This window comes from Geodermatophilus sp. SYSU D01180 (genome assembly GCF_054050415.1).
Map to the genome: position 1 here is coordinate 28387 of NZ_JBJGZH010000024.1, position 12007 is coordinate 40393.

At 75.2% G+C, this 12007-nt stretch carries 11 protein-coding genes; 3 read left to right on the forward strand and 8 right to left on the reverse strand.

The window, feature by feature from the left end:
- Positions 1-246: 246 nt before the first annotated feature.
- From ACI8AA_RS18985 to ACI8AA_RS18995, 3 genes are all read left to right on the forward strand, one after another.
- Positions 247-1218, forward strand: coding sequence for a quinone oxidoreductase family protein (locus ACI8AA_RS18985; RefSeq protein ID WP_457045940.1), 972 nt, complete (start codon positions 247-249; stop codon positions 1216-1218).
- A gap of 195 nt (positions 1219-1413) precedes the next feature.
- Positions 1414-2064 carry a hypothetical protein gene (locus ACI8AA_RS18990; RefSeq protein ID WP_457045941.1) on the forward strand — a complete coding sequence of 217 codons (651 nt, stop codon included), beginning with the start codon at positions 1414-1416 and terminating at the stop codon, positions 2062-2064.
- Positions 2061-3542 carry a glycosyltransferase family 2 protein gene (locus tag ACI8AA_RS18995; protein ID WP_457045942.1) on the forward strand — a complete coding sequence of 494 codons (1482 nt, stop codon included), beginning with the start codon at positions 2061-2063 and terminating at the stop codon, positions 3540-3542. The genes ACI8AA_RS18990 and ACI8AA_RS18995 overlap by 4 nt, the downstream gene beginning before the upstream one ends.
- A gap of 53 nt (positions 3543-3595) precedes the next feature.
- On the opposite strand, the gene ACI8AA_RS19000 is transcribed toward ACI8AA_RS18995, so the two are convergent.
- The 8 genes from ACI8AA_RS19000 to ACI8AA_RS19035 form a co-directional block, all read right to left on the reverse strand.
- Positions 3596-4555, reverse strand: a complete 960-nt coding sequence (locus ACI8AA_RS19000; protein ID WP_457045943.1) for a VWA domain-containing protein — start codon at positions 4553-4555, stop codon at positions 3596-3598.
- 31 nt (positions 4556-4586) lie between these two features.
- On the reverse strand, positions 4587-5606 hold the full coding sequence (locus tag ACI8AA_RS19005; protein WP_457045944.1) for a DUF58 domain-containing protein: 1020 nt from the start codon (positions 5604-5606) through the stop codon (positions 4587-4589).
- A complete protein-coding gene (locus ACI8AA_RS19010; RefSeq protein WP_457045945.1) occupies positions 5603-6901 on the reverse strand; it encodes an AAA family ATPase in 1299 nt (432 codons plus the stop codon). Before ACI8AA_RS19010 ends, ACI8AA_RS19005 begins: the two co-directional genes overlap by 4 nt.
- Positions 6902-7287: 386 nt before the next feature.
- Complete coding sequence (locus tag ACI8AA_RS19015; protein WP_457045946.1) at positions 7288-8730, reverse strand: C40 family peptidase; 1443 nt, start codon at positions 8728-8730, stop codon at positions 7288-7290.
- A 147-nt stretch (positions 8731-8877) separates the two neighbouring features.
- Positions 8878-10416: an AMP-binding protein gene (locus ACI8AA_RS19020; protein ID WP_457045947.1), complete on the reverse strand. Its 1539-nt coding sequence runs from the start codon at positions 10414-10416 to the stop codon at positions 8878-8880.
- Between the two features lie 65 nt (positions 10417-10481).
- Positions 10482-10910, reverse strand: coding sequence for a DUF1772 domain-containing protein (locus tag ACI8AA_RS19025; RefSeq protein ID WP_457045948.1), 429 nt, complete (start codon positions 10908-10910; stop codon positions 10482-10484).
- Entirely contained in the window at positions 10907-11218 is a 312-nt protein-coding gene (locus ACI8AA_RS19030) for a hypothetical protein (RefSeq protein ID WP_457045949.1), read from the reverse strand. The genes ACI8AA_RS19025 and ACI8AA_RS19030 overlap by 4 nt, the downstream gene beginning before the upstream one ends.
- Positions 11215-11973, reverse strand: a complete 759-nt coding sequence (locus ACI8AA_RS19035; protein WP_457045950.1) for an SIR2 family NAD-dependent protein deacylase — start codon at positions 11971-11973, stop codon at positions 11215-11217. Before ACI8AA_RS19035 ends, ACI8AA_RS19030 begins: the two co-directional genes overlap by 4 nt.
- Positions 11974-12007 lie beyond the last annotated feature (34 nt).

Here is a 12007-nt window from a genome sequence, read left to right on the forward strand (position 1 = left end):
GTCTCCCACCGAGGGTGCAGGACCGGGCAGGTCGCTCCGCGGTCACGAGCTGTGGTCAGCGGCGTCCGCTGCCCTGCGTGGTCGCGACGCCACGGAGGGTCCCTGCCCTGGCACGCCCGCCCGCGCCGCTGCCGCGACCCACCCCGGACACCCACCGGGCTCGTCGGCCCCCACTCCCGTCCAGCACACGAGGAGGCAGCCGGGCCTCGCCGATCGCCACCTCCGGTCCGGCCATAGCCTCACCGCATGCGTGCCGTGCAGATCACCCGCTTCGGCGGCCCCGAGGTCCTCGACGTCGTCGACCTCCCCGACCCCGTCCCCGGCGACGGCCAGCAGCTCTACGAGGTGAGTGCCGCCGGCGTGAACTACGCCGACACCCACCAGACCGAGGACAGCTACCTCGCCCCGCAGACGCTGCCGCTCGTCCCCGGGGCGGAGTTCGTCGGCCGGCCGGTGGGCGGCGGCGAGCGCGTCGTCGGACTGCTCGACGGCGGCGGCTACGCGGAGAAGGTGGTCGCCAACCCGCGGCTGACCTGGCCGGTGCCCGACGCCGTCACCGACGAGCAGGCCCTCGCCCTCGTGCTGCAGGGCACCACCGCCTGGCACCTGCTGCGCACCAGCGCCCACCTGGCCGCGGGCGAGTCGGTCGTCGTCATCGCCGGCGCCGGCGGGGTGGGCTCGCTGGCCGTCCAGCTGGCCAAGCGCTGGGGCGCCGGGCGGGTCGTCGCCACCGCCTCCACCCCGGAGAAGCGGGCGCTGGCCGAGGAGCTCGGCGCCGACGCCACCGTCGACCCGGCGCTGGCCGACGACGACCCGAAGACGTTCACCGCCGCGCTGCGCGAGGCCAACGGCGGCAAGCGGGTCGACGTCGTGCTGGAGATGACCGGCGGCAACGTCTTCGACGGCTCGTTCTCCGCGCTGGCGCCCTTCGGCCGGCTCGTCGCCTACGGCATGGCCGGCCGGCGCCCGCCGAAGCCGGTGCAGGCGCCGGCGCTCATGGGCACGAGCCGCGCCGTCGTCGGCTTCTGGCTGGCGCACTGCTTCAGCCGCCCGGCCATGCTCGACGACGCCATGACCGACCTCCTCCAGCTCACCGCCGACGGCGCGCTCAGGCCGGTCGGCGGCGGCCGCTACCCGCTGACCGCCGTCCGCGAGGCGCACCAGGACATCCTGTCCCGCCGCACCACCGGCAAGCTCGTCCTCGACCCGACGAGGTAGCCCCCGCCGCTCCTGCTTCACACGCACGGTCACCGCCCGGAGGAGTCCGCCCCTCCGGGCGGTGGCACGTCTCCCCCCGCGGGGTTACAGGCCCTCGTCCGTCCGCAACTCCGCTCCTAGCGTCGTCAACGACCACTGCTGGGGGTGTGCAACGGCGCCCGGTCCCGGCGACCACCACCTCCTGCTGGGGGAACCGTGCCCCGACCGACACCCCGATCCCGCGCGGCCGCGTTCGCCCTGGGCGCGGCCCTGATCACGGGGCTGACCGGCTGCGAGTGGCCCGACGTGAGCATGAGCCCGGGCCTCGCCGCCGAGTCCCCCGAGGCCACGCCGTCCACTGAGGCCTCCCTTGCGCCGGCGGACGAGCCCGCCGACCGGACCGCCGCTGCCGCGTCTTCCACGGCCACGCGCCCGGCCGGCGACCTCGATGCCGGCTCGCTCACCCGCGCGCTGCCGGCCGGCGACCGCACCGTCGTCGTCGACTACTGGACCGCCGACGAGGCGGCCACGTGGACCGCTGCGGACGACAAGACGATCCAGCTCTCGGCGCACGTCGAGGGCGGAGACGGCGACACCGAGGTGCTGGTCACCCGTTTCGCGGCCACCACCGACGACGGCACCACCCGCGCCCTCGCCGCCGAGGACCGCGGCGAGTTCGCCCTCATGCCGCCCTTCAGCTACACCACCGCGCTCAGTCTCCCGGGGTCGGCGGTCCCGGCGGACTCGCTGACCGTCTCGGTCCAGTTCGACCTCCTGGTCGAGACGGAGCCGGGCTCCGGGCGCTACTTCCGCCAGACCGTGCTCGACGCCCTCAAGCTGCCGCTCCTGCAGGAGGACCCCTCGTGACCCAGCTCGTCGTCCACGGCAACCGGCGGTCGACCGACCGCGTGAACCTGCTGGCCCGCGGTGGTCAGCAGGTGCCCGACATCAGTTCGCTGGTGCCCGCGGAGTTCGGTGGCCCGCAGGCCGAGGAGCAGCTCCGGCACGCCACCATCAGCTGCGTCATCCCGGCCTACAACGAGGAGTCGACGATCGCCGACGTCCTCACCTCGCTGCTGGCGCAGACCCGGCCGCCGGACGTCGTCCACGTCGTCATCAACAACACCGACGACGACACCCCGGAGATCGTCGAGCAGTTCGTCGGCGAGCACACCCGGGTGGTCAAGGGCGAGACCTACCGGACGACGGTGTTCTCGCACGACATCGGCGAGAACCCCGACAAGAAGGTCGGCGCGCTCAACTACGGCTACTACGTCAGCCGCGGCTACGACTACATCCTCGGGGTCGACGGCGACACCACGCTCGACCGCCGCTGCGTCGAGTGGCTGGAGAAGGAGATGGTCACCGACCCGCGCATCGGTGGGCTCTCGGCGATCTACACCTTCGACAAGTCCGAGGTGCACGGCGCGATGGCGAGGTTCCTCGTCGCCGGCCAGCGGGCCCAGTTCGCCGGCTTCAACATGGACAACCTCGTCCGCGGCCGGAACATGGCCGTGCTCGGCGGTCAGTGCAGCCTGTTCAGCGTCCGGGCGCTCGAGGCGGTCATGTACCGCCACCACCAGTCCGCACCGTGGGTGCGCGACTCGGAGGTCGAGGACTCCAAGCTCTCGCTGCAGATCAAGGACGCCGGCTTCAGCACCAAGATCAGCGCGCGGGCCCGCGCGTTCGTCGGCCCCATGACCACGCTGCGCGCGCTCCACGGCCAGCAGGTGAAGTGGAACTTCGGCGGCATCGACCTGCTGTGGCCGGGCCAGCGCGGGGACAGCAAGGGCCAGCCGCTGCACCCGAACCTGCGGCTGCGCTGGTACGAGAACATCTCGATGGTCTTCAACATCGCCGCACGCATGGGGTTCCTGCTCCTGCTCGCGGCGGCGTTGTCGATCGACGCGTTCGTGTTCAACCCGGTGTGGCTCATCCCGCCGGCCGTGGCCACGCTGCTCAACCTCCGCATCGCGCTGTCCATGCACGACAAGAGCGCGGTCGACATCTTCTACGCCGTGCTGGTGGCGCCGGCGGAGCTGTACATGTGGGTCCGCATGGGTCACTTCGTCACCGCGTGGGTGCAGTTCTTCGCCCGGGTGGAGAAGGACAACTGGGCCGCCCAGGCGGCTGCGGAACGGGGTCGCGGGTCGGCCTACGTCATGCCGGCCATCTGCGCCGCCGCGACCTTCGCCGTCCTGATCTTCGCGTGGAGCCAGCAGAGCATCGGCGTGCAGTCGGCGATCCTGTCGATCGGCTGGCCGGTCCTCTACCTGCTCACCGTGCTGCAGACGATCTTCATGCTGAAGAAGCTGGTGCGCCGCCAGCGGGGCTTCACCGTCTGAGGCCGCACCACGGACGACGGGCCCGGGACCTCTGTGGTCCCGGGCCCGGTCCGTCAGAACAGGCGCTGCAGGCGCCAGGCCGCCAGGCCCAGCCCGCAGGCCAGCAGCAGCGTGGCGACGCGGACGAACCAGTAGGAGACGTCCCGCGGCTCGGTGGTGTAGCCGATCTGGCTGCCGAGGTCGTCGTAGACCGCCTCGAGCTCGGCGCGGCTGCGCGCCTCGTTGTACTGCCCGCCGGTCTCGTCGGCGATCTGCCGCAGCGCGTCGCGGTCGATCGGCACCGGCGTCACCTCGCCGCCGATCTCGATCGAGCCGTAGTCGGTGCCGAACGCGATCGTCGACACCGGCACCTCGGCCGCCTGCGCCGCCGCGATCGCCTGCGTGTTCTCCCGCCCGACAGTGTTGTACCCGTCGGACAGCAGCAGGATCCGCGCCGGCGGCAGCTGCTCGGGGTCCTCGACGTCGAGGGTCGACTGGAACGTGGTGATCGTGGTCAGCGAGGTGAAGATCGCCTCGCCGATCGCCGTCGCCTCCGACAGCTCCAGGTTCTGGATCGCGCCGCGCACCTGCTCGCGGTCCGTCGTCGGCGCCACCAGCGTCGAGGCGGTGCCGGAGAACGACACCAGCCCCAGGTTGATCCGCTCCGGGAGGATGTCGACGAAGTCGCTGGCGGCGGCCTTCATCGCCTCGAACCGGCTGGGCTCGATGTCCTCGGCCTGCATGGACAGCGAGACGTCCAGCGCGAGGACGACGGTGGCGGTCTCCCGCGGCACCCGGACCTCGGTGCTCGGCTGCGCCAGCGACAGCACCAGCCCCAGCAGCGCGCTCAGCGTCAGGCCGAACGCCACGTGCCGCACCCAGCCGGCCCGCTTGGGCAGCAGGCTCTGCGCCAGCCCGGTCTGGGAGAACCGCGCCGCGTACACCCGGCGACGCAGCTGGCGGACGACGTAGAGCACCGCCAGCGCGACGACGGGGACGAGCGCGATCAGCCACAGCGGTGACTGGAAACTCACGGGCGGGCCTCTCTCGTGGTGCGGTGGGGGCTCACCGGGACGCCCCGCCGCTGCCGGCGCGCCGCCGGTCGGCGACGAACCGGACGACGTCCATCACCCAGTCGCGGTCGGTGCGCAGCTGCAGGTGCCCGGCCCCGGTGCGGCGCAGCGAGGCGGCGATCGCCCGCCGCTGCTCGGCCGCGGCCTCGGCGAAGCGGGCGCGGAAGCGCGGGTCGCCGGTGGGCACCTCGAGCGTCTGCCCGGTCTCCGGGTCGACGACGGTCAGCGGGCCGACGTCGGGCAGCTCCAGCTCGCGCGGGTCGACCACCTCGATGGCCAGCAGCTCGTGCCGGGCGCCGAGACCGCGCAGCGGGCGCTCCCAGTCCAGGTCGCCCAGGAAGTCGGAGACGACGACCACCAGCCCGCGGCGGCGCGGCGGGCGGCGCAGCGTCTCCAGCGCGGCGGCCAGGTCGCCGCGGCGGCCGGTCGCGGCCCGCGGGGTGGCGACGACGGCGCGCAGCAGCCGGTCGGCGGCCAGCCGCCCGGCCTGCGCCGGGTACCGGTCGACCCGCTCGCCGGTGGTGACGACGGCGCCGAGCCGGTTGCCGCCGCGCACGGTGAGGTGGCTGACCGCGGCGAGCCCGGCGATCGCCAGGTCCCGCTTGTCGCAGTTGCCGGTGCCGAAGTCGAGGCTGGCCGAGAGGTCGACCACCGCCCACGTCTCCAGCTCGCGGTCGGCGATCGTCTCGCGGACGTGCGGCACCTGCGTGCGGGCGGTCACCGGCCAGTCCATGCGCCGGACGTCGTCGCCGGGGTGGTAGGTCCGGGAGTCGCCGGCCTCGCTGCCCGAGCCGGGCACCAGGCCGAGGTGGTCGCCCTGCAGCAGCCCGTCCAGGCGCCGGCGGACGGTGAGCTCCAGCCGCTGCAGCAGCACGTCGGCCGGGCCCTCGCCGAAGTGCGGCAGGTCGCCGTCGGGGTCGGCCGTCGCGACGGCGGGGACGCCCGCGCCGGGCTCGTCAGCGGGCGCGGCCGGGTCCTCCCCGGCCCGCGCCCGGCCGCGCCGCAGTCTCACGCCTGCGGGGTCCCCGGGACGTGCCCGTTGCCGCCGGGACCCTGGGGCGGCTGGCCGTTGCCCGCCGGGCCGTGCGGGGACGCCCCGTGCGCGGACGCGCCGTGCGGGGGCTGGCCGTTGGGGACCGGGCCGCCCGGCTGCGGCTGCGGGGCGGGCGGGAAGCCGGGCGCGTAGGGGCCCTGCGGACCGCCCGGCGGCGGGCCGTACTGCGGCGCCCCGGGCGGCGGCACCTGCGGGCCGCCCGGCGCGGCCGGGCCGAAGCCGCCGGCCCGCTGCCGCGGGGTGACCTGGGGCAGCGGGACCGTCTGCAGGATCCGCTTGACCACGTGGTCGGCGGGCACGCCGTCGGCCAGCGCGTCGTAGGACAGCACCAGCCGGTGGCGCAGCACGTCGGTGGTGACGTCGAGGACGTCCTGCGGCAGCACGTAGTCGCGGCCGCGGACCAGCGCCAGCGCCCGGCTGGCGGCGATCAGGCCGAGCGAGGCGCGCGGGCTCGCGCCGTAGGAGACCCACGAGGCGACGTCGTCCATGCCGTGCTCGCGCGGCTGCCGGGTGGCGACGACGAGCCGGACGACGTAGTCGACCAGCGCGTGGTGCACGAACACCTGCGAGGCGGTGCGCTGCATGCGGCGCAGGTCCTCGGGGCCGAGGACGGTCTCGGGCACCGGCGGGTTGGCGCCCATCCGGTAGATGATCTCGCGCTCCTCCTCCGGCGTCGGGTAGTCGACGAGCACCTTCATGAGGAAGCGGTCGCGCTGGGCCTCGGGCAGCGGGTAGACGCCCTCGGACTCGATCGGGTTCTGCGTGGCCAGCACGAGGAACGGGTCGGGCAGCGGGTGGGTGACGCCGCCGATGGAGACCTGCCGCTCGGCCATGACCTCCAGCAGCGCCGACTGCACCTTCGCCGGCGCGCGGTTGATCTCGTCGGTGAGCACGAAGTTGGCGAACACCGGGCCGAGCTCGGTGTCGAAGGCGTCCTGCCCGGCCTTGTAGATGCGGGTGCCGAGGATGTCGGCGGGCACCAGGTCCGGGGTGAACTGCAGGCGGGCGAACTTCCCGCCGACGACGGTGGCCAGCGTCTCCACGGCGAGGGTCTTCGCCACGCCGGGCACGCCCTCGAGCAGCACGTGGCCGCGGGCGAGCAGGGCGACCAGCATCCGCTCGACCAGCCGGTCCTGGCCGACGATGACCCGCTTGATCTCGAACAGCGCGCGCTCGAGCAGCGCGGCGTCCACCGAGGGCGGGACCGGTGCGCCGGCGGGCTTCTCGAGCGGGGTGCTGGCGGCGGTGGTCACAGGGCTCCCTGTCGTGCCGGTCCGCGGCCTCCGGGCGCGTCACGGGGCGACACGGGGGCCGGTGACGGGGCCTCTCGCCCGTCCCACGGGCCAGTGTCCTACACGGAGCCGGGAGTCCGGCCGTCGTCCGCGCTGGCACGCCGGGTGCCGGCCGGGCGGCCGCCGCGCGACGCGCCGGGCGACGCGCCGGACGACGACAGAGGCCGCGGCGCGCCGGGTCTTCCCCCCTGCACCGCCGCGGCCCCTGCTGCTAGCGTGACTCCTGCGTCGGGCAGCTCCCCCCGTGGCTGCCCGACGCCCCAGACTCTCGCCTCACCCGCTCCCTGTGGCCTCCCTGCAGGGTCCCGCCGCGAGCCTGCGAGCGGCGGGGGCAGGGAGGCCCTTCCTCAGGCGGTCGGCCGCACGGCTCCGAAGTAGTCGCTGCCGAACCACATCGACGACACCCGGACGACGTCCCCGCTCTGCGGCGCCTGCACCACCTTGCCGTCGCCGAGGTAGAGCGCCACGTGGTAGATGTCCGTGTACGCGCTGCTGTCGGCCCAGAAGACCAGGTCACCGGCGCGCAGGTCCGCCCGGGCGACGGTCTTGCCGCGGTTGAGCCACCACTGGTCGCGGCTGGTGCCGCCGATCCGGATGCCGGCCCTGGCGTAGGCGTACTCGGTCAGCCCCGAGCAGTCGAAGCCGTAGATCCGGGTGTCCGGCGGGATGCCGTAGCTCGGGCCGTTGGCGCCGCCACCGCCCCAGCTGTAGGGCAGACCGCGCTGCGACAGCGCCGCGTCGATGGCCGTCTGCACGGCCGAGCCGGAGGGCGCGCCGGCCGTGGTGGTCACCGGCGGCGTCGGGTTGCTGCTCGACGACCCGCCCGCCGACGACCCGCCCGAGGACGAGGAGGACCCGCCCGTCGAGGGACGGCTCGAGCTCGAGCCCGACGACGAGGACGACGACGAGGACGACGAGGACGCGGAGGACGCGGAGGACGCGGAGCCGCCGGAGGAGCTGCGCGGGGGCGCGGCCTGGCTCGCCGGGGCGGCTGCCGCCTGGCGGGCGGCCGCGGCGGCCTGCGCAGCGGCGGCAGCGGCGGCGGCCTCGGCCCGGTCCTGCTCGGCCTGCATGCCCGCGACCTGCTGCCCGGCGGCCTCGGCCTGCGCGGCGACGGCGTCGCGCTGCCCGGCCAGCGCGGCGGTCTGCTCGCGGGAGGCGGTCTCCTGGGCCTGCGCGCCGGCCAGCGCCTGCGCGGCCTGCTCCTGCAGCGTCTCGGCCTGCACGGACGTGGTCTGCGCCTGCTCCTGGGCCTGAGCGGCCTGGGCCTGCAGCACGGTCAGCTCGCCGACGACGTCGACGCGGTGGGTGCCGGCCGCCTCGAGCAGCGCGGCGCGCTCGATCAGCTGGGCGGGACCGGCGGCCGACAGCAGCGCGGTGGCGCCGGGCGCGGTGCTGCCCTGCATGTAGACCGTGCGGGCGTGGTGGGCGACCTGGACGCGGCCCTCGGCGAGGTCGGCGTCGGCCTGCGCGGCGGCGGCCGTGGCGGCGTCGGCGGCCGCGCGGGCGGCCTCGTAGGCGGCCTGGGTCTCCTCGTAGTCCTGCAGCGCGATCTGCGCGGCCTGGTGCGCCTCGGCGGCGGCGGCCTCGGCCTGGGCGAGCTGGGCGCTGAGCACGCCGACCTGCGCGGCGGCGGCGTCGCGGGCGGCCTCGGCCGCGGCGATCTCGGCGTCGCTGGGCGCCGCCGAGGCGGTGCCCGGCGTCAGCCCGAGAACGACCAGCCCGGCGACCGCCGTGCCGGCCGCCCGCACCGCCCAGCGGTGATGTCGCGTGCGCGTACCCGTACCCACGTGCCGACCCCTCCCGGTGCGCCGGCGTCGCAGGCCGGGCGCTGGTCTCCGGGCGCCCGTGCGGGCGCCACCCGGACCGGTTGTCGACCGGTCCGGGTGACCTCCGGAGGGGCAGGCGGGCGGATCTCCCCCCGAGGGGGTAGGCCGTCAGTTGACCTGGCGGCCGCCGGTCGCGGACCAGAAGGGCTCGCGCAGCTTGAACTTCTGGATCTTGCCGGTGGCGGTGCGGGCCAGTTCGTCGCGGAACTCGACCCGCTTGGGCGCCTTGTAGCCAGCCAGCCGGGACCGGCAGTGGGCGATGATGTCCGCCTCGGTCGCCGTCTCGCCCTCGGCGAGCACGACCAGCGCGGTCACCAGCTCGCCCCACTTCTCGTCGGGGATGCCGATGACGGCGACCTCGGCGACGGCGGGGTGGCTGAAGACGGCGTCCTCGACCTCGATCGAGGAGACGTTCTCGCCGCCGGTGATGATCACGTCCTTCTTGCGGTCGGAGATCGTGAGGTAGCCGCCGTCGTCGAGGCTGCCACCGTCGCCGGTGTGGAACCAGCCGCCGTCGAGCGCCTCGGCGGAGGCGTCGGGGTTCTCCCAGTAGCCCTCGAGCACGGTGTTGCCCTGCGCCAGCACCTCCCCGGACTCGCTGACCGCGATGCGGGTGCCGATCGCCGGCACGCCGGCCCGCGACAGCCGCTTCGCGCGCTCCTCGGGGTCGAGGCCGTCGAACTCGGCGCGCGGCCGGTTGATCGTCAGCAGCGGCGCGGTCTCGGTGAGGCCGTAGATCTGGTTGAACTCCCAGCCGAGCTCGGCCTCGACGCGGGCGATCGTCCGCGACGGCGGCGGCGCCCCGGCGACGACGATCCGCACCCGGTCCCGGCCGGGGACCTCGCCGTCCCAGTCGGCGGCGGCCTCGAGGACGGCGTTCCACACCGCCGGCGCGCCGGACATCATCGTGACGCCGTGCCGCTCGACCCGGCGCAGGATCTCCGCGCCGTCCACCTTGCGCAGCACCACCTGGCGGGCCCCGACGCCGGCCATCGTGTAGGGCAGGCCCCAGCCGTTGCAGTGGAACATCGGCAGCGTGTGCATGTAGACGTCGCGGTCGCTCACCTGCATGTGCATGCCGAAGGTGACCGCGTTGACCCAGATGTTGCGGTGGGTCATCTGCACGCCCTTGGGCCGCGCCGTCGTCCCGCTGGTGTAGTTGATCGTGGCGGTGGCGTCCTCGTCGGGCGCGGTCCACGGCCGCGGCTCGGTGTCGTACGCCAGCAGCTGCTCGTACTCCTCGCCGGTGGAGAACCGGTGCTCGGCCTCGACGCCCTTGAGGCTCGCCTCCAGCTCGGGGTCGACCAGCAGCACCCGCGCGCCGCTGTGCCCGACGATGTAGGAGACCTCCTCGGGGTTGAGCCGGAAGTTGACCGGCACCGCCACCCGCCCCGACGACGGCACGGCGAGCAGCACCTCGAGCAGCCGGGCGGAGTTGTGGCTGACGACCGCGATCCGCTCGCCCTCCCCCACCCCCAGCGCGTCCAGGCCGGCCTGCAGGGCGCGGCCGCGGCGGGCCACCTCCCGCCAGGTGGGCTCACCCACCGACGGCGCCGGCTGGTCCGGTTCGTCCACGACGCCGACGCGGTCGCCGTAGACCAGCTCGGCGCGGTCGAGGAAGTCGCGGGTGGTGAGGGGCACGCGCATGCCGGGCTCCCGGTGGCCAGGGCTGCCGGCGCGCCGGTCAGCCGCTCGACGTGGTCGGGGTCACGCTAGCCGCTGACGTGCAGCAGCCACCCGGCCGCGACCGTGCCGCAGGTGGCGGCCAGCGCCCGCGCGGTGTCCGCCCGCAGCAGCCGGCCGAACGCGCCGGGGTCGAACCCCTCCCCCAGCCGCCGGTGCAGCGGCACGGCGAGCAGCGCGGTGACGCCGAGGACGACGGCGAGGCAGGCGCCGCCCACGAGCACCGGCAGCAGCGGGACGCCGTCGGGCCGGGCGGCGAGCAGCCACAGCGTGGTGATGCCCTGCCCGGCGAACAGCGGGCCCACGAGCCGGGAGACCCGACGCTGGTGCGCCCGCTCGTAGGCCGGGAACGCGGCGGCCGGCACCTGCGTGAACTGCGGGTAGACCAGCGCCCGCACGGTCCACTGGAAGCCCGCGTAGGCCGCCGTCAGCGTCAGGTGGACGACGAGCAGGGTCACCGCTTCTGCGGCCTGCCGCGCCAGGCCCGGCTCTGCGCGTCCAGCTCGCGCAGCAGCGGGTCGCCCTCGGCGAGCACCCGCTCGGCCAGCGCCACCGCGCCGGCGAGCTGCTCGTCCGGCAGCTGGGCGAACGCCGGGGAGCGCCGCCGGTCGAGGGCGTCGTACCAGCGGCCCCCGACGGCGTGGTCGAGCACGATCCGGCCGGAGCAGTGGTCGTCCGTCACCACCCACCGCCCCGCGCGCGCCCGCCGCGGCAGCTCGCCGAGCACCAGCTCGCGGTAGCGCGCCTCCAGCTCGGCGCGGGTCACGCCGTCCCCAGCAGCCGCGGCAGGGCCGCGGAGACGGGCTCGCGGACGACGAGGTCGGCCACCCCGTCGTAGGGCGTGGGCTCGGCGTTGACGATGACGATGCGGGCGCCGTGCGCGGCGGCGAGCTCGACCAGCCCGGCCACCGGGTACACGACCAGCGAGGTGCCGACGGCGAGGAAGACGTCGCAGTCGGCGGCGGCCTGCGCCGCGGCGTCGAGGACCCGCTCGTCGAGGGCCTGCCCGAAGCTCACCGTCGCGGACTTGAGGATGCCGCCGCAGACGGTGCAGGCCGGGTCGGGGTCGCCGGCGTCGACGCGGGCCAGCGCCTCGTCCATCGACGTCCGGTCCCCGCAGGACAGGCACTCGACGGCGTGCACGGTGCCGTGCAGCTCGAGCACCGCCCGCGGCGAGGACCCGGCGGCCTGGTGCAGCCCGTCGACGTTCTGGGTGAGCAGCGCCCGCAGCCGGCCCTGCCGCTCCAGGTCGGCCAGCGCCCGGTGCCCCGCGTTCGGGGCGATCGTGGCCGCCCGCACGTCCGCCCGCATGCGCCACGCCTTGCGCCGGATCTCCGGGTCGGCGACGTAGTAGGACAGCGTCACGAGCTTCTCGGCGTCCGGGTCGCGGGTCCACACGCCGTTGGGCCCCCGGTAGTCGGGGATGCCGCTGTCGGTGGAGACGCCGGCCCCGGTCAGGACGGTGACCCGCCGGGCCTGCGCCAGCCAGGGGGGCAGCGGGTCGGGGACGGCGCCGGTCACGCGCCCACGGTAGGTCGCCGGCGAGACCGACGTC

Bases quoted from the DNA above. Each gene is read 5' to 3' on its own strand.
- ACI8AA_RS19020 (WP_457045947.1), bottom strand. From the start codon at position 10,416: ATGCGCGTGCCCCTCACCACCCGCGACTTCCTCGACCGCGCCGAGCTG.
- ACI8AA_RS18985 (WP_457045940.1), top strand. From the start codon at position 247: ATGCGTGCCGTGCAGATCACCCGCTTCGGCGGCCCCGAGGTCCTCGAC.